Source organism: Aurantimonas sp. HBX-1 (assembly GCF_021391535.1).
Classification (GTDB): Bacteria; Pseudomonadota; Alphaproteobacteria; order Rhizobiales; family Rhizobiaceae; genus Aurantimonas.
In genome coordinates, this window is sequence record NZ_CP090066.1 from 2,276,593 (window position 1) to 2,298,086 (window position 21,494).

21 protein-coding genes are annotated in these 21,494 nt (G+C 68.0%); 13 read left to right on the forward strand and 8 right to left on the reverse strand.

The features are described from left to right. Positions 1-52: 52 nt before the first annotated feature. Together LXB15_RS10810 and LXB15_RS10815 are read right to left on the reverse strand one after the other, a co-directional pair. Positions 53-2,167 carry a molybdopterin oxidoreductase family protein gene (locus tag LXB15_RS10810; protein ID WP_233948469.1) on the reverse strand — a complete coding sequence of 705 codons (2,115 nt, stop codon included), beginning with the start codon at positions 2,165-2,167 and terminating at the stop codon, positions 53-55. Positions 2,168-2,313: 146 nt separating this feature from the next. Then, on the reverse strand, positions 2,314-3,420 hold the full coding sequence (locus LXB15_RS10815; protein WP_233948470.1) for an alkene reductase: 1,107 nt from the start codon (positions 3,418-3,420) through the stop codon (positions 2,314-2,316). A gap of 153 nt (positions 3,421-3,573) precedes the next feature. On the opposite strand from LXB15_RS10815, the gene LXB15_RS10820 reads away from it, so the two are divergent. The 3 genes from LXB15_RS10820 (at position 3,574) to LXB15_RS10830 (ending at position 5,639) form a co-directional block, all read left to right on the forward strand. Continuing rightward, a complete protein-coding gene (locus LXB15_RS10820; RefSeq protein WP_233948471.1) occupies positions 3,574-4,419 on the forward strand; it encodes a 23S rRNA (adenine(2030)-N(6))-methyltransferase RlmJ in 846 nt (281 codons plus the stop codon). Between the two features lie 69 nt (positions 4,420-4,488). Then, a complete protein-coding gene (locus LXB15_RS10825) occupies positions 4,489-5,028 on the forward strand; it encodes a hypothetical protein (RefSeq protein ID WP_233948472.1) in 540 nt (179 codons plus the stop codon). Positions 5,029-5,042: 14 nt separating this feature from the next. Further along, positions 5,043-5,639 (forward strand): glutathione S-transferase family protein, encoded by a 597-nt coding sequence (locus LXB15_RS10830; protein ID WP_233948473.1) that lies wholly within the window; start codon positions 5,043-5,045, stop codon positions 5,637-5,639. 28 nt (positions 5,640-5,667) lie between these two features. Here the strand turns inward: LXB15_RS10830 and LXB15_RS10835 are convergent, their stop codons facing one another. Continuing rightward, positions 5,668-6,843, reverse strand: a complete 1,176-nt coding sequence (locus LXB15_RS10835; RefSeq protein ID WP_233948474.1) for a diguanylate cyclase — start codon at positions 6,841-6,843, stop codon at positions 5,668-5,670. A gap of 229 nt (positions 6,844-7,072) precedes the next feature. Then, positions 7,073-7,738 carry an outer membrane protein gene (locus LXB15_RS10840; RefSeq protein WP_233948475.1) on the reverse strand — a complete coding sequence of 222 codons (666 nt, stop codon included), beginning with the start codon at positions 7,736-7,738 and terminating at the stop codon, positions 7,073-7,075. 296 nt (positions 7,739-8,034) lie between these two features. Between LXB15_RS10840 and uvrC the strand changes: the two genes are divergently transcribed. The 5 genes from uvrC to LXB15_RS10865 all read left to right on the forward strand — a co-directional run bounded on the left by uvrC (position 8,035) and on the right by LXB15_RS10865 (position 12,177). Continuing rightward, a complete protein-coding gene (uvrC, locus tag LXB15_RS10845) occupies positions 8,035-10,092 on the forward strand; it encodes an excinuclease ABC subunit UvrC (protein ID WP_233948476.1) in 2,058 nt (685 codons plus the stop codon). A 91-nt stretch (positions 10,093-10,183) separates the two neighbouring features. Further along, positions 10,184-10,765 (forward strand): CDP-diacylglycerol--glycerol-3-phosphate 3-phosphatidyltransferase, encoded by a 582-nt coding sequence (gene pgsA / locus LXB15_RS10850; RefSeq protein WP_233948477.1) that lies wholly within the window; start codon positions 10,184-10,186, stop codon positions 10,763-10,765. A 60-nt stretch (positions 10,766-10,825) separates the two neighbouring features. Then, positions 10,826-11,077 (forward strand): molybdopterin converting factor subunit 1, encoded by a 252-nt coding sequence (gene moaD / locus LXB15_RS10855; protein WP_233948478.1) that lies wholly within the window; start codon positions 10,826-10,828, stop codon positions 11,075-11,077. Positions 11,078-11,079: 2 nt separating this feature from the next. Continuing rightward, complete coding sequence (locus LXB15_RS10860) at positions 11,080-11,553, forward strand: molybdenum cofactor biosynthesis protein MoaE (RefSeq protein ID WP_233948479.1); 474 nt, start codon at positions 11,080-11,082, stop codon at positions 11,551-11,553. A 99-nt stretch (positions 11,554-11,652) separates the two neighbouring features. Further along, complete coding sequence (locus tag LXB15_RS10865) at positions 11,653-12,177, forward strand: cyclic nucleotide-binding/CBS domain-containing protein (protein ID WP_233948480.1); 525 nt, start codon at positions 11,653-11,655, stop codon at positions 12,175-12,177. Between the two features lie 68 nt (positions 12,178-12,245). Here LXB15_RS10865 and ndk read toward each other — a convergent pair whose 3' ends face one another. Both ndk and LXB15_RS10875 read right to left on the reverse strand, forming a co-directional pair. Further along, positions 12,246-12,668 carry a nucleoside-diphosphate kinase gene (ndk, locus tag LXB15_RS10870; RefSeq protein ID WP_233948481.1) on the reverse strand — a complete coding sequence of 141 codons (423 nt, stop codon included), beginning with the start codon at positions 12,666-12,668 and terminating at the stop codon, positions 12,246-12,248. Positions 12,669-12,752: 84 nt separating this feature from the next. Then, on the reverse strand, positions 12,753-13,442 hold the full coding sequence (locus LXB15_RS10875) for a glutathione S-transferase family protein (protein ID WP_233948482.1): 690 nt from the start codon (positions 13,440-13,442) through the stop codon (positions 12,753-12,755). A gap of 33 nt (positions 13,443-13,475) precedes the next feature. On the opposite strand from LXB15_RS10875, the gene LXB15_RS10880 reads away from it, so the two are divergent. The 3 genes from LXB15_RS10880 to LXB15_RS10890 all read left to right on the forward strand — a co-directional run bounded on the left by LXB15_RS10880 (position 13,476) and on the right by LXB15_RS10890 (position 16,985). Continuing rightward, on the forward strand, positions 13,476-13,982 hold the full coding sequence (locus tag LXB15_RS10880; protein WP_233948483.1) for a DinB family protein: 507 nt from the start codon (positions 13,476-13,478) through the stop codon (positions 13,980-13,982). Positions 13,983-14,099: 117 nt separating this feature from the next. Next, positions 14,100-16,007 carry an ABC-F family ATP-binding cassette domain-containing protein gene (locus tag LXB15_RS10885; protein WP_233948484.1) on the forward strand — a complete coding sequence of 636 codons (1,908 nt, stop codon included), beginning with the start codon at positions 14,100-14,102 and terminating at the stop codon, positions 16,005-16,007. Between the two features lie 213 nt (positions 16,008-16,220). Then, positions 16,221-16,985, forward strand: coding sequence for a hypothetical protein (locus LXB15_RS10890; RefSeq protein ID WP_233948485.1), 765 nt, complete (start codon positions 16,221-16,223; stop codon positions 16,983-16,985). Here LXB15_RS10890 and LXB15_RS10895 read toward each other — a convergent pair. Both LXB15_RS10895 and LXB15_RS10900 read right to left on the reverse strand, forming a co-directional pair. Further along, positions 16,936-17,388: a DNA polymerase III subunit chi gene (locus LXB15_RS10895; protein WP_233948486.1), complete on the reverse strand. Its 453-nt coding sequence runs from the start codon at positions 17,386-17,388 to the stop codon at positions 16,936-16,938. The two genes, LXB15_RS10890 and LXB15_RS10895, sit on opposite strands and share 50 nt — an antisense overlap. 86 nt (positions 17,389-17,474) lie before the next feature. Continuing rightward, positions 17,475-18,983 carry a leucyl aminopeptidase gene (locus LXB15_RS10900; RefSeq protein WP_233948487.1) on the reverse strand — a complete coding sequence of 503 codons (1,509 nt, stop codon included), beginning with the start codon at positions 18,981-18,983 and terminating at the stop codon, positions 17,475-17,477. Positions 18,984-19,226: 243 nt separating this feature from the next. On the opposite strand from LXB15_RS10900, the gene LXB15_RS10905 reads away from it, so the two are divergent. Continuing rightward, on the forward strand, positions 19,227-20,414 hold the full coding sequence (locus tag LXB15_RS10905; protein WP_233948488.1) for an LptF/LptG family permease: 1,188 nt from the start codon (positions 19,227-19,229) through the stop codon (positions 20,412-20,414). Further along, positions 20,411-21,493 carry an LPS export ABC transporter permease LptG gene (gene lptG / locus LXB15_RS10910; RefSeq protein WP_233948489.1) on the forward strand — a complete coding sequence of 361 codons (1,083 nt, stop codon included), beginning with the start codon at positions 20,411-20,413 and terminating at the stop codon, positions 21,491-21,493. The genes LXB15_RS10905 and lptG overlap by 4 nt, the downstream gene beginning before the upstream one ends. Position 21,494 lies beyond the last annotated feature (1 nt).

The window sequence follows — 21,494 nt, forward strand, 5'->3', positions numbered from 1 at the left end:
CGGCAGCCGCGAGCTTTGCCGCGCCGGGAAGCGAGGCGAACCGGGCCGGCGCTCAGACCGGCTCGGCCCGCAGCCACACCTTGTTGTCGTGGAACGCCGCGCCGCCGAAGGGCGCGACCGGGTCCGAGCCGGTGAGGACGTTGATCCCCTCCCCGTCGAGGAAATCGGTATTCGCCCACAACCCCTCGTGGACCAGCACGCCCGGCTTGACCGTCTCGCTGACCTTCACCGGCAGCCGCACCTCGCCGCGGCTGTTGCCGATGGTGACCAACTGGCCGTCCCCGAGGCTCTCGCGCAGCGCGTCCTCGGGATGGACGAGCAGTTCCGGCCGGCCTTCCCGGGAGCGCGAGCCGCGCGTCTCGGCGAAGGTCGAGTTGAGGAACTGCCGCGCCGGCGAGGTCGCCAGCCGGTAGGGGTGGTCGTCGTCGGCCGTCTCGATCAGGTCGACGTGGTCGGGGAACTCCGGCAGGCCGGCGACCGGTCCCTGCGCCCCCAGGCTCTCCGGCGGCCGGTTCGGCGCCAGCGAGCCGGTCCAGTCCGGGCGGAAACGGAACCTGCCGTCAGGCCAGTCGAAGCCCGAGAGGAAGTGCGCCGTCTCGAAGGGCGGCTGGCGGTCGATCCAGCGCTCGCGCTGAAGGCCCTCAAAACCTTCCGTGTCGCCGGCGGCCTTCAGCATCGAGTCGATCAGCGTCCGTTCGGAGAGGCCGAAGCCGGGCCGGTCCGCGACGCCGAGGCGCCTGGCCAGTTCCTCGATGACGAAGTGGTTGGTGCGCACCGTCTCCGGCGGCTCGACCAGTTTCGGCCCGAGCACGATGTGGTTCTGGCCGCCGCCGCGATAGATGTCGTCGTGCTCGAGGAACATCGTCGCCGGCAGCACCAGGTCGGCGAGCTTGGCCGTGTCGGTCATGAACTGTTCGTGGACGCAGGTGAACAGGTCGTCGCGCAGGAAGCCCCGGCGCACCAGCCGCTGCTCCGGACAGACATTGGCCGGATTGGTGTTCTGGATCAGCATCGCCGTCACCGGCGGGCCGTTCGACAGCGCCGCCGCGTCGCCGGTCAGCACCGGGCCGATGCGCGACTGGTCGAGATAGCGGATCGACGGATCGCGGTCGGCCGTGCCCATGATCTCGGACTTGTCGAGGCCGAAGATGTCGGAGTTGGAGTGGAAGGCGCCGCCGCCCACGTGCCGCCAGTTGCCATACACCGCCGGCACCGACATCGCCGCGTGCATGGCGACGGCGCCGTTGCGCTGGCGGGTAAAGCCGTAGCCGAGCCGGAAAAAGGTCCGTGGCGTGCGTCCGACGAGGGCCGCGAAGGCCTCGATGTCCTCGGCCGCCAGCCCGGTGATGGCGGCGGCCCACTCGGGCGTGCGGGACGCCAGGTGCGCCTCCAGCCCGGCCGGGTCGTCGGTGTAGCGGGCGAGATAGTCGCGGTCGGCGGTGCCGTCGCGGAACGCCACGTGCATCAGCGCGCAGGCGAGCGCCGCGTCGGTGCCGGGGCGGAGCTTCAGCGCGAGGTCCGCCTGCTGCATCGTGGCGTTGTCGTAGACGTCGATGACGACGATCCTGGCGCCGCGCTCCTTGCGAGCCCGGGCGGCGTGGGTCATCACGTTGACCTGCGTCGCCACCGCGTTGGTGCCCCAGATCACCACGCAGTCCGACTGTGCCATCTCGCGCGGGTCGGCCCCGCGCATTGCGCCGGCGCCAGCGAACCAGCCGGTCCAGGCCATGTTGGTGCAGATCGTGTCGAACTGGCCGGAATAGCGCTTGGCGTGGCGCAGCCGATGGATGCCGTCGCGCTGCACGAGGCCCATCGTACCAGCATAGTGATACGGCCAGACCGCCTCGGAACCGTACCGCGCCTCGGCCGCCATGAACTTTTCGGCGACGAGGTCGAGCGCGTCGTCCCAGCCGATCTCGCGCCAGCCGCCCTCGCCCTTGCCGCCGACCCGCTGCATCGGCTTCAGCAGCCGGTCCGGGTGGTGGATGCGCTCGGCGTAGCGGGCGACCTTGGCGCAGATCACCCCTGCGGTGTAGTCGTTGGCGGCCGCCCCGCGCACCCGGCCGATGGTGCGGTTCTCGAGAATCTCGACGTCCAGCGCGCAGGTGGACGGGCAATCATGCGGACAGGCGGAGTGCCCGATGGCGACGGGGAGCGGCTTGTTCATCGCCGATTGATAGCGCAAGCGACGCCGCGACCCCAATTCAAATTGTCGATCGCTGCCATTCGTCCGGCTGCAGGAAACCACCCGCCTCCACGAAAAAGGGGCCGGACCTTGCGGTCCGACCCCCATCCTAAAGGCGTTGTTGCGGCTCAGGCCGCGTAGCGCGCGCGCTCTTCCTGGCTGAGCGACGGATAGTCGATGTAGCCTTCCTCGCCACCACCGTAGAACGTCTTCTCGTCCCACTCGGCGAGCGGCGCGTTGAGCACGAAGCGCGTCACCAAGTCGGGGTTGGAGATGAACAGCCGGCCGATGCAGGCGAGATCGGTCTCGCCCTTCTCCACCCGCTCGATCGCGAGATCGCGGTCGTAGCGGTTGTTGCCCATGTAGACGCCGTCGAAATGCTCCTTCAGCGTCCACGCCTTGAACTTGTCCGGGTCGCGGTTGCCGCGGGTCTCGCCCTCGATGACGTGCAGATAGACCAGCTTGCGCTTCGAGAGTTCCTCGACATAGCGGGTGAACAGCGGCTCGGGATTGCTGTCGCGCAGGTCGTTGGCCGGGCTCACCGGCGAGATCCGGATGCCGACGCGCTCGGGGCCCCACACGCCGACGACCGCGTCGACGACCTGGAGCGGGAAGCGCATGCGGTTCTCGATCGAGCCGCCATATTCGTCGGTGCGCTGGTTGGCGCCGTCGCGCAGGAACTGGTCCAGCAGGTAGCCATTGGCCGAATGGATCTCGACGCCGTCGAAGCCGGCGGCCTTGGCGTTCTCGGCCGCTTTGACGTAGTCGGCGACGACGCGCGGCAGCTCGTCCTTGTCGAGCGCCCGCGGCACCGGAATGTCCTTCATGCCGTCATTGGTGAAGGCGGTCATTTCCGGCTTCACCGCCGACGGGGCGACCGGCAGCGCGCCGCCCGGCTGCAGGTCGGGATGCGAAACGCGCCCGACGTGCCATAGCTGCATGACGATCTTGCCGCCTTCCTCGTGGACTGCGTCGGTGACGCGCTTCCAGTCGGCGACCTGGCGGTCGGTGAAGATGCCGGGGGTCCAGGCGTAGCCGCGGCCCTCCGGCGAGATGTTCGTCGCCTCGGTGATGATCAGCCCGGCGCCGGCGCGCTGGCGGTAATACTCGACGTGCATGTCCTTGAGGTCGCCGTCGTCGGTGGCGCGGCTGCGGGTCAACGGCGCCATGACGACGCGGTTGGAAAGCTGGATGGGTCCGAGATCGAAGGGTTCGAACAGTTTGGCCTGTGCCATTGCGGGGCTGTCTCCTGAATGCGATGAGGGCGCAAAGCCCCGTTCCCAGCATCATCTGGGCATTTGCCGCACTGCGGTAAGGCCCTGAACACAGCGTTCGCCATAGACGAACGCCCAATCGGCCGGCGGCGGGACGCCGGCGAGAGGTGACGCGTGAACTATCGGCATGCCTATCATGCGGGAAACTTCGCCGACGTGGTCAAGCATGTCCTGCTGACCCGGCTGATCGAATACCTGAAGCGCAAGGACAAGCCGTTCCGCGTCTTCGACACGCATGCCGGCCGCGGCCTCTACGATCTCGCCGCCGACGAGGCGCAGCGCACCGGCGAATCCAGGGACGGCGTCGACCGGCTCGCCCCGGCGGCGGCCGAGCTGGCGGCGGACCCGCTGTTTGCCGCCTATCTCGAGGCGATCGCGCCGGACCTTGCCGGGCATCGCTATCCCGGTTCGCCGCTGATCGCGCGCCGGCTGCTGCGCCGCCAGGACCGGCTGTCGGCCTACGAGTTGCACCCTGCCGACGCCGCGGCCTTGCGGGCGCTGTTCGCCGGCGACGTCCAGGTGAAGGCGATCGAGCTCGACGCCTGGCTGGCGCTCGGCTCGCATCTGCCGCCGAAGGAGAAGCGCGGCCTGGTGCTGATCGACCCACCCTTCGAGAAGAGCAGCGAGATCGAAGACATCGCCGCCGGCCTCGCCCGCGCCTATCGCCGCTGGCCGGGCGGCATCTACGCGGTCTGGTATCCGCTGAAGCGCCAGGCCGCCGTCGCGGCCCTGCACCGGGCCCTCGCCGGCCTCGGCGCCGGAGAGATCGTCGTCGCCGAATTCCTGCGCGAGCCCTACGGCCCGGACGAGCGCTTCGTCGGCACCGGACTCGCCGTCGTCAACCCGCCCTACGTGTTCGCGGCGGAGGCGGAAGCGATCCTGACGCGGCTGGTGCCGCTGCTCGGCCATGGCCCGACGGCAACAGCGCGGGTTTTTGCGCTTCCCGCCGATAAGCCGTAGTCGCCACGCCCGGCATTCGTGATAACGCTCGGGCAACGACCCGCCGCTCCTGCCGCGAAAGGCTCCGCCATGCGTCCTTCCCTCGTCTTCGCCGCCGTGCTCCTGGCCGCCTTCGCCGTAACCGTCCCCTCGAAGGCCGCCGACACGATACGCTCCCGTGCGCCGTCGCAGGCCAGCACGACGCTGCCGGCTTGCGATAACGCCAAGGTCCTCGCCCAGGTCGAGGACCAGTTCGAATACGGTGCGCCGCGCGTGCTCGAAGCGCCGCTGTCGATCCTCGAGTTCAGCGGCATGTTCGAGAAGGCCTATTTCCCGCAGGACGCCGCGGACGTGCTGCCGCAGGCTCCCATCGAGCGGCGCTACTGCCAGGCCACGGCGTTGATCTCGGACGGCATCCAGCGCACGGTCTACTACATGATAGCCTATCCGATGGGTTACGCTGCCGCCGGCGGCTACATGGGCTTCCTGTCGCCGGTGAAGGCATGGCGCGCCGAGGGCTGCGTGCTCGGCCTCGACGCCTGGCACGTTTACGGCGCCAATTGCGAATCGCTCCGCCGCTTCCAGCCGGAAGGCCGCACCTACGCCTATCCCGGCTACGTCACAAAATAGGTTCTGCGTCTCTCATGCGTCTGTACTACGCCGCCGCCTCCCCCTTCGCCGCCAAGGTCCGCATGGCGGCCAGCCATTGCGGTTTCGAGCTCGACGAGGTCACCGTCGACACCTCCGCCGAGCCGACCGACCTCCTGGCCGCCAACCCGCTCGGCAAGATCCCCAGCCTGGTGACCGATGATGGCTGTCCGGTCTTCGACAGCAGCGTCATCTGCGACCTGTTCGACCGGATGAGCGGCAACCAGCTGGTGCCGCAGACGCTCGAGGCCTGGCGGGCGGTGAAGACCTTCGAGGCGACGGTCGACGGCGTCATCGATGCCCTGCTCCTGACCGTCTACGAGGTCCGCTACCGGCCCGAGGAAAAGCGCTATGACGGCTGGGTCGACAAGCAGACCCGCAAGGGCGAGCGCGGGCTGATGGTGCTCGACCAGCGGCTCGACGAGCTCACCCCCGAACTCACCACGGCGCATTTCGCGCTGGCCGGGCTGCTCGGCTGGATGAACATCCGCTTCCCCGGAAAGGCTGCCGGCGAGTTCCCGCGTCTTGCCGCCTGGCTCGACGATTTCTGCGCGGCCCATCCGACCATGGCCGGCCTCGTACCGCACGCCTAGCCGAAGACGCCTCTTCGGGAAGTGCCGGTCAGGGAAGCGTGGATTCGAGTTCCGGCTCCGGTTGGGCGCGCCGGAACGGCAAGAGCCGGTCGTCGAGCCCGTGGTCCCGCCCGTCATCGGCCAGCACCCGGTTGCGGCCGAGGCGCTTTGCCCGGTAGAGCGCCCGATCGGCCGCCGCGAAAAGTTCCGTCGCGGATCCGCCCGAAACCGGCGCCGACGCCACGCCGACGCTGACCGTCAGGTGGAGACACTGTCCGCCAAGCGAAATGCTGTCTCGTGCGAGGGCCTGCCGGATCTCCTCGGCGACGGCCATCGCGGCGGCCTGGGACGTGCCGGGCAGCAGCAGGCAGAACTCTTCCCCGCCATAGCGCGAGACGGTGTCGCCATCGCGCACCGTCGCGCACAGGACCGCCGATATCTGCTGCAGGGCCAGGTCGCCTTCCTTGTGGCCGAACGTGTCGTTCACCTGCTTGAAATGGTCCACGTCGACCATCAGCAGGCTCGGTCCCTCTGTCTCGCCTCGTGCCGGCACCACGGCGCGCTCGAGCAAGCCATCCAGGGCGCGGCGGTTGGCGAGACCGGTCAGCGGGTCGGTCAGCGCCTCCCTTTCGAGTGCCTGTTCGCGCAGGACGAGGTTGTGCTCGCGCTGCATCATCATCCCCATCACGACCGATCCGGCGATGAAGACGGGGGTCATGATGACCCAGGCCCTGAGGAAGTAGCCGAAGGGATCCGGGATCGGCAGTGCGAGCATCAGCAGCAGATGGAAGGAGGAGAGGAGCCCGAAGGCGGCGAAGCTGGCGATCGGGACCGCTCCTACACGTTCGTCCCGACGTCGCCCGCGCCACAACAGACCCATGACGGCAACGACCAGAATGCCGAGGATGCCGATCGGGGTGCCTATGCCGCCGATCCAGGCCCGGCAGATGATGGCGAACGCCGACGCGACGACGGCGGCCGGCAGTCCGCCGAACAGTGCGGCGAAGCCGACGAGGATCGAACGGGCATCCATGATCAGCCCTGTGGCATAGACGATCGGGGACAGCATGCTGAGCACCGCACCACATCCGAAGATGATCCCGAGCACGATGCCGCGCGCGAGCGTATCTTGCATGCGTTGCTGCAGGATACCGAACCCCAGGGCGCAGACCGCCATCACGCCGATGGATTGCCAGATCACGATAAGATGATGAGCTTCCGGCATGCGAATTTCGGCTTCCCCGTCCCGTTCATTGCTTCACAGGACGGGTAGTACCGAGGAAAACTGAAGAAGACGGTAAAGGCGGCCGGCACGCGCACTCGCGGTTGCTCCGGCAGCGCCGTTGCAGCGGTGGCTGGACGAGCGGTCAACTGCGGCACCCCGCCCCGCGATCGGGGTCACCCTTCTCGTGCCGAGGACGCGAATCCTGCAACGCCGGCCACGCCGGCGAGGCTCAGAACTTGAGGGCGATACCGGCCCGGATCGAGTGCTCGTCGAAACCCGACGAGACGGAGGTGTTGCCGAGGTCGTAGGTCTCGCTGCCGTAGTCGGAATAGCGGTACTCGAGCCGCGAGGTGATGCTGTCGGTGACCTGCGCCTCGACGCCCGCGCCGACGGTGTAGCCGACGCTGGTCTGCTCGTCGGAGAAGCCGTTCAGCGACAACTCGTTGCGCGACGCGGCGACACCCGCCGTGGCGAAGACGAGGAACGGATCGACCGCGACGCCGACGCGGCCCCGCAGCGACCCGAAGACGTTGCCGTCCGACGAGATTGCCGAGCCCGTCGCGACATTGAAGCCGTCCGCACCGACGCCTGAGCCGCCGATATCGGCCTCGAGACCGTAGACCAGCCGGTCGGTCTGAAGATTGTAGCCGGCATAAACGCCGCCGACGAAGCCGTCGCCATCGAAGCTGCCGCCGCCGCTCTGGTCGAAATTGGCGCTGTTGTAGCCGACGAAGCCGCCGGCATACGGGCCCGACCAGACATAGATCGGTGTCGCGGCCGCACCGATCGTCACGGGGGACGGCACGCTCTCACCCGTCACGGCATCGGCTGCGAACGCCGGGGTGCCGAGCAGCACCAGCGCCGCACCAGCGGCAAGATGTCGAAGCTTCACCATGTCCAGGCCTTTCAGACGCCCGTTCCGGTTCATTGCCGGAAAGGTGGGAACGATCTCCTATGGGAAAAGTCCGATTGTCGGGCAAAGGCTCCCATCGGACGGAAATAATCCGAAATAGAACGAGAGCGTTGCCGGTCGGCCACAGATGCCGCTGCCGGTCGGCCGGGCACGATCAGGTCATGCTCGCGACCCCGTGCATTCGGCCGATGCGCGAATCATATATGGGAAACCGGGCGGTGAGCCCGCCTAGAATGACCAACCCAACCCGGCGCGGGCCAAGGCGCCGTCAGGACGACATGAACGAGCCAGCCGACATCGACGATCTCGACGACGACGATCTTGCCGAGGAGGCGGACGCGACGGCCGACGCGGTCGCCGTCACCGCCAGCAGCGCCGAGCTCCTCGCCTCGATCGAGTGGGACGATGCCGGCGGCGTCGCGGCCAGCGGCCTGACCGGCGTCGACCTGATCGTGGCGCTGGCCAAGCGCCTGCCCAACCGGCCAGGCGTCTACCGCATGTTCGGCAAGGACGGCGAAGTCCTCTATGTCGGCAAGGCGCGCTCGCTGAAGAAGCGCGTCGTCAGCTACACACGACTCGGTGGTCACACCCAGCGCATCGCCCGGATGATCCGCGATACGCGGCAGATGGAATTCGTGACGACGCGCACCGAGACCGAGGCGCTGCTGCTCGAAGCGAATCTGATCAAGCGGTTGCGCCCGCGCTTTAACGTTCTGATGCGGGACGACAAGTCGTTCCCCTACATCCTGGTCAGCGAGGATCACGAGGCGCCGGCTATCATGAAGCACCGGGGGGCGCGGTCGCGGAAGGGCAGCTATTTCGGCCCGTTCGCCTCGGCCGGCGCGGTGGGCCGCACGATCAACTCGCTGCAGCGGGCCTTCCTGCTGCGGACCTGCACCGATTCCGTCTACGAGACGCGCACCCGGCCCTGCCTGCTGCACCAGATCAAGCGCTGCTCGGCGCCCTGCACCGGCGAGATCTCGATCGCCGACTATCGCGAACTGGTCGGCGAGGCGAAGGCGTTCCTGTCGGGCCGATCGAGCCAGATCAAGAGCGGCTTGGCGACGGCGATGCAGGCCGCCTCGCAGGATCTCGATTTCGAGCGGGCGGCGATCTATCGCGACCGGCTGGCGGCGCTGTCGCATGTCCAGGCGCACCAGGGCATCAACCCGGCGGGTATCGAGGAAGCCGACGTCTTCGCCATCCACCAGGAGGGCGGGCTCACCTGCATCCAGGTATTCTTCTTCCGCACCGGGCAGAACTGGGGCAACCGCGCCTATTTCCCCAAGGCCGATCCCTCGCTGGAGCCGGAAGCCGTGCTCGGGGCGTTCCTCGCGCAGTTCTACGACGACAAGCCGGCGCCGCGCCTGGTGCTGCTGCCGATCGCCGTCGAGGACGAGCCGCTGCTCGCCGACGCGCTGAGCGTGCGGGCCGAGCGGCGGGTCAAGATCGAGGTGCCGGCGCGCGGGCTGAAGAAGGAGCTGGTCGACCACGCATCGAGCAACGCCCGCGAGGCGCTCGGCCGGCGGCTCGCCGAGACGTCGTCGCAGGCGCGCCTGCTGAAAGGCGTGCAGGAGACCTTCGGCCTGGCGCGGACGCCGCGGCGGATCGAGGTCTACGACAACTCCCACATCATGGGCACCGCCGCGGTCGGCGCGATGATCGTCGCCGGGCCAGAGGGCTTCGTGAAGAACCAGTATCGCAAGTTCAACATCAAGGGCGTCGACATCACCCCCGGCGACGACTTCGCGATGATGCAGGAGATGCTGACGCGGCGGTTCTCGCGCCTGTTGAAGGAGGAGGCCGAGGCGCCGATGCCCGAGGCAGCGACGGACGACGGCGGCGACGACGAGGAGGCTCTGTCGGAGGCCGGCCTGCCGGCCTGGCCGGACCTCATCCTCATCGACGGCGGCAAGGGCCAGGTTTCGGCGGTGCGCAGCATCCTGGAAGAACTCGGCATCGCCGACCGGGTGACGATGATCGGCGTCGCCAAGGGCGTCGACCGCGATGCCGGCCGCGAGCGCTTCGTGACCGGCGACCGCGAGCCCTTCACCCTGCCGCCGCGCGACCCGGTGCTCTACTTCCTGCAGCGGCTGCGCGACGAGGCGCACCGATTCGCCATCGGCACCCACCGCGCCCGGCGGAAGAAGGAGCTGGTGAAGAATCCGCTCGACGAGGTCGAGGGCATCGGCCCGTCGCGCAAACGCGCGCTGCTGCACCATTTCGGTACCGCCAAGGCGGTCTCGCGCGCCGGTCTCAGCGACCTGCTCGCCGTCGACGGCATTTCCGCCGCGATGGCGAAGTCGATCTACGACCACTTCCACGAGCGGGGATGAACGCATCTTCGACACATCAGACGATCACCGCGGTTGACGCGACCCACCTGCCCGCGCTTCTAGGGGGCGCATCTGCGATCTGGACCCCATCATGGCATCTCGGGCTCTCAGCCTTCCCAATCTCCTGACCTATGCGCGGATCGTCTGCGTCCCGCTGGTGGTGCTGTGCTTCTTCATGGAAGGCCAGCTTCGCAGTCCGGACTATGCCCGCTGGTCGGCACTGGCGATCTTCGTCGGCGCCAGCGTCACCGATTTCTTCGACGGCTATCTGGCGAGGGCCTGGCAGCAGACCTCGACGATCGGCCGCATGCTCGACCCCATCGCCGACAAGCTCCTGGTCGCCGCGGCGCTGCTGCTGCTGGCCGCCGACGGCACCATTGCCGGCTGGAGCATCTGGGCGGCGATCGTCATCCTGTGCCGCGAGATCCTGGTGTCGGGACTGCGCGAATATCTGGCGGAGCTGAAGGTCTCGGTGCCGGTCACCCGGCTCGCCAAGTGGAAGACGACGATCCAGATGGTGGCGGTCGGATTCCTGCTGGCCGGACCTGCCGGCGACAAGGTCTTCCCCTACATAACCGATCTCGGGATCGGCCTGCTGTGGGTGTCGGCGCTGGTGACCCTCTACACCGGCTACGACTACTTCCGCGCCGGCCTGCGCCACATCGACGACTGAGGCATCGGGCGTTCGTCCCGGGCGGACGGCGCCGGCGCGACGAAGCGGAGACGGAACGTCATGAAGCTCGCCTATTTTGCCTGGGTCCGCGAACGCATCGGGCTGTCGGAAGAGGAAGTCGAGCTGCCGGCCGGCGTAGAGACCGTCAGCGATCTCCTGCACTGGCTGAAGGGCCGCGGCCCCGGCTATGACGCCGCGTTGCAGGCGCCGGAGATCATCCGGGTCGCCATCGACCAGGAACATGTCGACCATTCGGAGCCGCTCGCCGGGGCCTGCGAGGTGGCGCTTTTCCCCCCGATGACCGGCGGTTGAGCATGAGCGAGGCGACCATCCAACCGGTGGTGCGGATCCAGGCCGGCCGTATCGACATCGCCGCCGAGATCGCCGCCGTGTCGGGAACCGGCGAGGTCGGCGCCGTGGTCACCTTCTCCGGCTATTGCCGCGACGAGGGCGGCCGCCTGAAGGCGCTCGAACTCGAACACTATCCCGGCATGGCCGAGCGCGAGATCGGGCGCATCGCGCAGGAGGCGCTGTCGCGCTGGCCGCTGATGGGCTGCACGGCGATCCACCGTTTCGGCCTGGTCGCGCCCGGCGAGGAGATCGTCTTCGTCGCCTGCACCGCCGCGCACCGGCAGGCGGCCTTCGACGCGGCGTCCTTCCTGATGGACTTTCTCAAGACCAGCGCGCCGTTCTGGAAGCGCGAGCACCTGATCGACGGCACCACCGGCGGCTGGGTGGAATCGCGCGACACCGACGACCACGCCGCCGATCGCTGGCACCGGCTGTAGCATCGCCCCGCCCGCTGTCAGGCCCGCAGGTCTCTGCAGCTTCCGCCCCTGTCATGTTTGGTTTACACTTCTCCCGATCTTGTGGGAGGAGGCACCGTCATGAAGATCAGGGATCGGCCGGAATTTCGCGACAAGCCCAAGCCGCTGAGCTTCGGCCCGGACGTGCTGGTGATCGACGCCGCCATGCAGATGGCCAAGCGGAACATCGGGTCGGTCATGGTGATCGACGGCAACCAGAAGCTGCTCGGCGTCGTCACCGAGCGCGACATCCTCAACCGCCTCGTCGCGCGCGAACGAGATCCGACCACCACACGGCTCGACGAGATCATGACCGCCGGCGTGCGCGTCGCCAAGGCCGACGACGACCTGATCGAATGGATGCGGATCATGTCGAACGAGCGCTTCCGCCGCCTGCCGATCGTCGACGACAGCGGCAAGGTAGTCTCGGTCATGACGCAGGGCGACTTCGTCTCGTACACCTGGCCGAACCTGCTGCATCAGGCCCGCGAGGTGACGCGCAACACGGTCGGCCGTAACTACCAGATCCTGCTCGTGGTCGGCAGCGTGCTGCTCTACTCGATCATCCTGATCGTCATCCTCACCTCGTTCGCCGGCAGCCGCTGAGGCTGCCCGGAACGACAAAGGGAGGCTCGAAGGCCTCCCTTTGCATCAGTCCCCGTGAGCCGAAACGCTCAGCCGACGATCTCGGTCTCGGAGAACCAGTAGGCGATTTCCTGGCTGGCGGTCTCCGGCGCGTCGGAGCCGTGCACCGAGTTCTCGCCGATCGACAGCGCGAAGGCCTTGCGGATCGTGCCCTCGGCCGCGTCCGTCGGGTTGGTCGCGCCCATGATCTCGCGGTTGCGCGCGATGGCGTTCTCGCCCTGCAGCACCTGGACGACCGTCGGGCCCGAGCACATCGACTCGACGAGTTCGCCGAAGAACGGCCGCTCCTTGTGGACGGCGTAGAAGCCCTCGGCTTCGCGGCGGCTCATCCAGACGCGCTTGGAGGCGATGACGGAGAAGCCGGCCTCCTCGAACATCTTGGTGATGGCGCCCGTGAGATTGCGGCGCGTGGCATCCGGTTTGATCATCGAGAACGTGCGTTCGACCGCCATGGAATATCCTTTTGGAGAGGTTTGGAAGGTGGCGGACCTATAGCCGTCGCCCCCCGGCCGGGCAAGCCGGGCGGCACGCGCCGGTCAGGCGGCGGCGGGCACCCGCCGCCCCTCGCCCTCGTGCAGGTCGAGGCAGCGCTCGAACCAGGCCGAAATCGGATCTCCCGCCGGCAGGACCGCGAAGGGCGAGCTCACCCGCAGCCACTGGAAGGCACCGAAGACGATGTAGTCGGCGAACAGCGGGCTCTCGCCGCCCAGGAACGGTTGCGCGGCGAGGATCGCCCGCAGCGGCTCGAGCTGCTGCAGGAAGGACGCGAGGCGCTGCTCACGCCCTTCGACGACGGCTTCCAGCGGCTTGCCCATGCGCGTTTCGCGGCTTTCGCGGAAATAGGCCTGGTCGGCAGGGTCGAGTGCGTCGTGGATGTCGAGCAGCGCGAAGCCGCCGAGCACCGGATGGATGGTGCGCTGCGACCAGCTCTCGACGAAGCGCGACAGGCGCCGGCCGCCCTCGCCGCCGAACAGGCTCGGCGCGTCCGGATAGGCGGTTTCCAGATATTCGGCGATGGCGAAGGAGTCCGACACCACGGTGTCGCCGTCGCGCAGCACCGGCACGATGCCCGACCCGCCCTCGATCTTCGGGACGCCGGTGAACGGCACCGGCACCGTGTGGAAGTCGAGGCCCTTGTGCCGGAGCGCCAGCCGGACCTTCCAGCAGTGCGGCGAGAAGGGCCGGGCCGGATCGCTGCCGACGAGTTCATGAAGTAGGATCGCCACGGGTTTTTCCTTCGCAGTGAACAGGACGGCGCGATGTATCACGAGACGATGGCGATGTTCGCCGGCTATAATCGCTGGAGCAACGAACGCCTCTACGCGGCCGCCGGCACGCTCTCGGACGAGGAGTTTCGGGCCGATCGCGGCGTCTTCTTCAGGTCGATGCAGGGCACGCTCAACCATATCCTCGCCGCCGACCGCATCTGGATGCGGCGCTTCACCGGTTCGGGCGATGCCCCGACGCAGCTCGACGCGATCCTCCACGACGACTTCGACGCGCTCGCAGCGGCACGCAGGGCCGAGGATGCCCGGATCGCCGACTGGGTGGGAAGCCTGACCGAGGCCGGGCTGGAGGCGACTTTCAGCTACAGCCCGATTTCGACGCCGCAGGCGATCACCCAGACGCTGGCGCCGGCGCTCCTGCACTTCTTCAATCATCAGACCCATCATCGCGGCCAGGCGCATGCGATCCTCACCGGTTTCGGCCGCGAGGCGCCGAGCTTCGACCTGATAAGCTTCCAGCGCGAGACCGCGGCCGGCTGATCGCACGACGCGTTGCGACCGCCGGATCGCCGCCTAGGGGTCGTTCCGGCGGCGGCCGTCCCGACGACTCACGAAATTTCCCTTCCGCACTGCGGCATGGCGTGGCAAAAGGGCGCCATGCTTCAGATTACCGACCTCTCCGCGCGCGTTGCCGGCCGCCTGCTCATCGACCATGCCAACCTGTCGCTGCCGACGGGCACCAAGGCGGGGCTGGTCGGGCGCAACGGCGCCGGCAAGTCGACGCTGTTCCGCATCATCACCGGCGACCTCGCGGCGGAGACCGGATCGGTCTCCTTCCCGAAGAACACAAGGCTCGGCCAGGTCGCCCAGGAGGCGCCGGGGACCGAAGAGTCGCTGATCGAGATCGTGCTGAAGGCCGACCTCGAACGCGTCGCGCTGCTGGCGGAGGCGGAAACCGCCACCGATCCGAACCGCATCGCCGACATCCACATCCGGCTCGCGGACATCGAGGCGCACTCGGCGGAGTCGCGCGCGTCCTCCATCCTGTCCGGCCTCGGCTTCGACATGGCGGCGCAGGCCCGGCCGGCCTCGTCCTTCTCCGGCGGCTGGCGGATGCGCGTCGCGCTCGCCGCGGTGCTGTTCTCGCAGCCCGACCTGCTGCTGCTCGACGAGCCGACCAACTATCTCGATCTCGAGGGCACGCTGTGGCTCGAGAACTTCGTCGCGCGCTATCCGCATACCGTGCTGGTCATCAGCCATGACCGCGACGTCCTCAACAACGCCGTCAACTCGATCGTCCATCTCGACCAGCAGAAGCTGAACTTCTATCGCGGCGACTACGACCAGTTCGAGCGCCAGCGCGCCGAGAAGCTCGAGCTCCTGCAGAAGGCGATTGGCAAGCAGGAAGCCCACCGCAAGCACATGGAGGCGTTCGTCGAACGCTTCCGCGCCAAGGCCTCGAAGGCGCGCCAGGCCCAGTCGCGCCTCAAGGCGCTGGAGAAGATGCAGCCGCTGCAGGCGATCGTCGAGGACCACGTGACGCCGTTCGTCTTCGAGGCGCCGGAAAAGGCCGCGGCTTCGCCGATCATCCGCATGGAACGGGCGACGGTCGGCTACACGCCGGGCCGGCCGATCCTGTCGCGCCTCGACCTGCGCATCGACACCGACGACCGGATCGCGCTGCTCGGCCAGAACGGCAACGGCAAGTCGACCTTCGCCAAGCTGCTGGCCGGCCGGCTGGCGGAACAGTCGGGCACCATCACCCGCGCGCCGGGGCTGAAGATCGCCTTCTTCGCGCAGCACCAGATCGACGACCTGCGGCCGGCCGAAAGCGCCGTCCAGCACGTGCGGCGGCTGATGCCGGACGCGGCGGAGGCCAAGGTCCGGGCCAAGGTGGCGCGGATGGGCCTGCCGACGCAGAAGATGGACACCGCCGCCGAGAAGCTCTCCGGCGGCGAGAAGGCGCGGCTCCTGATGGGCCTTGCGACGCTCGATGCGCCGAACCTCCTGATCCTCGACGAGCCGACGAACCATCTCGACATCGAGGCCCGCGAGAGCCTGGTGCGGGCGCTCAACGACTTCCCCGGTGCCGTCATCCTGATCAGCCATGACCGCCACATGGTGGAGGCGACGATGGACCGGCTGTGGATCGTCGCCGAGGGCACGGTGTCGCGCTATGACGGCGACCTCGAGGATTACAAGAAGCTGGTCCTCTCCGGCGGCACCAAGGGCAACAGCGTCGGCGCCGATCCGGCCGAGGCTGCGACGGCGGCACCGGTCCAGGTCTCGAAGATCGACCAGCGCCGCATCGCCGCCGAGCGCCGCGAGCAGCTGAAGCCGCTGAAGGCGAAGATCAGCCAGCTGGATATCCAGATCTCGCGCCTGCAGAAGACCATCGAGGGGCTCGACGAGACGCTCGGCGATGCCGCGCTCTACACCCGCGACCCGGCGCGGGCCGCCGCGCTCAACAAGCAGCGTTCGGACGCCGCCAAGACGCTGGCTGCCTGCGAGGAAAACTGGCTGGCGCTGACCGAGGAACACGACGCGGCGATGGCGGTGGAATAGGCTCCCGCGGTCGCCGATGGCCGGCGCCCGCCCAAGCAACCTCTTGCATTCCAAAGCCGAACCGGCTTGATCCGGCGTCGCAAAACTGTCATTTCCGCTGGCACTGAGCCTAAAGGGCCGACTCCCGGTCGCGCCGCCTGCTACGCTGCCCCGCATCGCGCCAGGCAGCGGCGCTGTCGGATCCGGGCTCGCAGCGCAGGTCGATCTCTTCCCATGCCGACATTCCTCACCCGCGCGGCGACCCTGGCAATCGCGATCCCGCGGGCCGCCCTCTCCCGCCGGACCGGACGCGAGCTGTTCTGGTTCGGCGCGCTTGCCCTCGTCTCCCTGGCGGTTGCGTGGGGGTTCTCGCTGATCGTCGAGCCCACCACGGGGCCGACGGAATTTCCGGCCGAGAACGGCCCCAGCGAGATCTTGCAGGCGGTCATGGTCATCCTGGCGGGACTGCTGTTCTTCCTCGCGGCGCTCCGTTTCGGCTTCGAGATCTTCTACGCCAGCGTTGCCCTCGCGGTCGCCTGTGGCCTTGCGGCCGCCAGGGAATTCCCGCGCTGCGGCAGTGCCTACTACGACGTCGGTCCGTGCGTCACCGGGGACGCCAAGACGCTGATCTCGCTGGCTCTCGTGGGGCTGGCGCTCGTCCTGCTCGCCATTCGCCGAGAGGCGGTTTCCCGCCACTTGCGGGAACTCAACTTCTTCTGGGTGGTCCCCTGCGCCGTCAGCGGCGTGGCGCTGGTCGTTGCCGAGATCTATGGCGAGACGCTCTACCAGGTCTGGATCGAGGAGACGCTCGAGCTGGCGAGCTACCTCAACCTGCTCGTCTTCGCGGCCATACTGAACGTCAGGCCGCAATGGTTCCAGGTGCCGAGAGCGCCCTACTGGAAGCCGGCGACCGTCCTGAAGCGCAGGCGTGCCACGAATGGCGGCGGCGTCAGGCCTTCTTCACCCAGCGGCGATCATCGGTCTGCTGCCAGTAGGTGACCGCATGGCCGGCGGCCTTCTCGGCCGCCCAGCGCTCTCTCGCCCGGGCGATCTGCTCGCCGTCGTGCCCGTCGAATAGATAGACGGCGCGGACGTAGCGATCGAGCGGCGGCGGAGTCGCGCCCTCCACCAGGAACCGCACGTGCGGGTCGTTGGATTCCTGGCCGGCCTCGACGGTCAGCAGGATCGGCTGCAGCGCGGCCGAGCCTTCCGCGTCGCTGCCATGCGGCAGGAAGCCGTCATCCTTGTAGACCCAAAGATGGTGGTCCAGCGCGTCGCGGCGTTCCTCGGTGAGGAACTGCACGACGACGCGCCAGCCCCGCGCGAGGCTGCGCTCGAGGAGGTCCGGCAACGCGTCCTCGAGCCGGCTCTCGGTCATGTGGTAGAACAGGACTTCCGCCAACGTGCCCCCCTCCCGATCGCCTGGTCCGCAAGGGCCCGCAGGACCGGTCCGCTCGCGACGGCCCGCTCCCGCAAACCTCGCCGGCGTCAGACGGCCTGGTAATGGTCCTTGACCAGCCGGTCGAGCAGCCGCACGCCGAATCCCGAGGCCCAGGACTGGTTGTACTCGTTGGCCGGCGAGCCCATCGCGGTTCCGGCGATGTCGAGATGCGCCCAGGGCACGTCGTTGACGAAGCGCTGCAGGAACTGCGCGGCGGTGATCGAACCCGCCGCCCGGCCGCCGCCGATATTGCGGATATCGGCGAACTTGCCCTCGATCAGCTTGTCGTATTCCGGGCCTAGCGGGAGCCGCCAGACCTTCTCGCCGCTGGTCTTGCCGGCCGCGGCGAGCCGCTCGGCAAGTTCGTCGTTGTTGGAGAACAGCCCGGCATGGTGATTGCCGAGCGCGACGATGATCGCGCCGGTCAGGGTGGCGAGATTGACCATGAACTTCGGCTTGAAGCGCTGCTGGCAGTACCAGAGCACGTCGGCGAGAACGAGCCGGCCCTCGGCGTCGGTGTTGAGCACCTCGATCGTGGTGCCGGACATCGCGGTGACGATGTCGCCCGGACGCTGGGCGTTGCCGTCGACGCTGTTCTCGACCAGGCCGACGATGCCGATGGCGTTGACCTTCGCCGACCGCCGGGCGAGCGCCCGCATCAGCCCGGTCACGGCGGCGGCGCCGCCCATGTCGCCCTTCATCTCGTCCATCGAGGCGGCCGGCTTGATCGACAGGCCGCCGGTGTCGAACACGACACCCTTGCCGACGAAGGCGACGGGCGCCTGGTCGTCCGGGCCGCCGTTCCAGCGCATGATGACGACGCGCGGCGGACGCGGCGAGCCCTGCGCGACGCCGAGCAGCGCATCCATCTTCAGGTCGCGCAGCTGGCTCTCGCCGAGCACCTCGACATCGACACCCTCGGCCGCCAGCGCCTCGATGCGCTCGGCGAATTCCACCGGTCCAAGCGTGTTCGCCGGCTCGTTGACGAGGTCGCGGGCGAGCATCGTCCCGGCGGCGATCGCCTCCTCGACGGCATAGGCAGCGCGAACCGCTTCCGGATCGGCGACGGCGAAGCGCAGGCGCACCGGCTCCTTCGAATCGTCGGTCTCGTCGTCCTTCTTCTTCGACGCCTTGGTCTTGTAGAGGTCGAAATCGTAACTGCGCAGCACGGCGCCGGCGGCGACGCGGGCGATATCGGCCGGCGCGACGACCTGGCCCTGCGGCAGGTCACAGCGCACCGTGGCGGACCTGGCGCCCTTGAGCTTGGCCGCAACGACGCCGCCGAGCTTCAGCCAGTCCTCTTCCGTCGTGGCCTTGTCCGAATGCGTGCCGACGACCAGCAGGCGGTCGACCGTCATGTCCTGCGGCGCGAGGATGTCGAGCGTGGCGAGCGACTTGCCCTTGAAGCGGGCCGGCTTGCCGGCCTTCTCCACCAGCGACGTCACCGCGCCGCCCAGTTCCGAAGCTACCGCCCCGCCGGCGCCCGCGAGCACGACGAGCACGCCTTCCGGCTCGACGTCGGCGGAAACGAATTCGATCTGTGGTAGGGCGGCCATGCAAACTCCTGTCGCGGTGCGGTCGGTGCCCAGGGCGCCGCGTGAATCGGACGGCGCCGGGCCGAGCGTATGATGGATGCGCAGGCGGGCTTTGCAAGGTCGGTGCCGGCGGTTACACGGCGTTAACCACGTCGCTTCGCCCTTCTTTAGCCAAGCTGTTGCAGTGTACGGGGGGACGTCCGCGCTGCGGACACTCCCGGCGAAGCGATGGCGGCGGGGCGTGCAATCGGAAGACGGTAACGGATGACGCTTCTCGAACGCTACGTCTTCAAGGCCGCCTTCGGGTATGCTGCGGGATCGCTTGCCTCGCTGGTGCTGATCGTCTGGATCGTGCAGGCGCTGTCGCGGATCGACATCATCAAGACGACGGCGTCGGCGGCCGGCAACATCTTCTGGATCGCGCTGATGCTGCTGCCGGGGCTGGTGGCGGGCGTGCTGCCCTTCGCCGTGCTGATCGGCGCCATCCAGGCGCTGAACTCCCTGAATGCCGGGTCAGAGCGGGCCGTCATCTCGGCCGCCGGCGCCTCGCCGAAGGTGGTCACCCGGCCGATCCTGCTGCTCGGGGCGATCGCCGGGCTGATCATCCTGTTTCTCAGCCATGTGGTCGGGCCCTACTCGTCGAGTTCCTTCCAGAACGGCCTGCGCTCGATCAATGCCGACACGCTGACCCTCTTCCTGCAGCCCGGGCGGTTCGAACGCGTCCAGGACGACCTGGTGGTCAGCGTCGGCGACGCCAACGGCGCGGTGATCGAAAGCCTGTTCATCTCCGATACCCGCGATCCGACCGTCGACCTCACCTATTTCGCCCGCGAAGCTCGGGTGGTCGACGACGGCGACCGCTCCAACCTGCTGCTCTACGACGGGCAGCTGCATCGGCGCAGCACCACCGATGGCGGCGTGTCGGTCATCGAATTCCAGACCTATGCGTTCGATCTCGCCGAACTGCGCCCCTCCTCCAACGGCGACTGGACCCGCACATCGGAACGCAGCACCGTCGATCTGCTGTTCCCCGATCCGAACGATCCGATCTTCCAGTCGAAGCCGCTGAACCTCGTCGAAGAGTTCACCGACCGCATGTCGAGCTGGCTGTATGCCATCGCCTTCGCGCTCTGGGCCGTGGTCGTCGCCGGCGATCCGCGCACCAACCGGCAGGGTACCGGGCCGGCGATGTTCCTCGGCCTCGCCGGCGGCCTCGTGCTCAAGGCGCTGGGCTTCGTGGCACTGTCGCTGATCGAGGAAGGCTACGTCTGGGTGTTCGTCAGCTATCTGCTGCCGCTCGGCGCCATAGCGGCCAACATCTTCCTGATCTGGCGCGGTCTCGGTCCCGCCAACTGGCCGCTCAGCGAATGGACGGCGGTGCAGATGGACCGCGTGACGGCGATGCTGACGCGGTTCCGCCCGGCGTCGTACCAGAACGGTGACGGCCGATGAGGAACTGGACGCTCAACCGCTACTTCTTCCGGCTCTACGTCGTCAGCTTCCTGTCGACGCTGATCGCCGTCTTCGCGCTGGTCTACCTGATCGACATGATCGAGGTCAGCCGGCGCGGGCGGATGACCGAGTTCGGCTTCGGCGCCATCGCCCTCTTTTCGGCGCTGCGCGTTCCGTCCTTCATGGAACAGGCCTTTCCCTTCATCATCCTGTTCTCCTCCATCTTCACGCTGCTGACGCTCAACCGGCGCCTCGAACTGGTCGTGGCGCGCGCCGCCGGCGTCTCGATCTGGCAGATCCTGCTGCCGTTCGTCGTCGGCTCGCTGTTTCTCGGGCTCCTCGCAACCTTCGCCTACAATCCGCTGTCGGCCTACGCCAAGGGCAAGGCGGCGGAGTTCGAGGCCCAGACCACCAGTGCCGGCGTCGCGCCGACCTCCGACCAGGTGCCGTGGCTGCGGCAGAACGCCGAGGGGATCACCTCGATCATCGGCGCCAAGACGGTGGCGCAGAACGGCGTGCTGCTCGGTCAGATCACCGCCTTCGTCTTCGGCGAGGACGGGCTGGTGCGCGAGCGCATCGACGCACCCCAGGCGGTGCTCGGCGACGGCGCCTGGACGATGGACACCCCTCGGGTCACGCGGATCGGCAATCCGCCGGAGCATCCGGACACGTTCCGGCTGCCGACGAGCCTGCGGCCGGAATTCGTCGAGCAGCGCCTCGCCGATCCCGAGGCCATCTCGATCTGGGAGCTGGGAGACAAGATCGGCGTTGCCGCCAGTCTCGGCTTTAACTCGATGGCGTTCCTGATGCAGTACAACTCGCTCATTGCGCAGCCGGCGCTGTTCATCGCCATGACTCTGCTGGCGGCGACAGTCGCCACGAGGTTTTCGCGCACTCGCCAGTCTGCTAGGACTCTCGGCGGTGGCGTGTTGGCGGGTTTCGTGTTGTACGTCGTGACGTTTCTGGCGAAGGCACTCGGCAGCAATGCGGTGGTTCCGCCGGTTGCGGCTGCGTGGTTTCCAGTGTTGGCAGCAGGATTGTTTGGGGTAACGATCCTGCTCCATCAAGAGGATGGTTAGT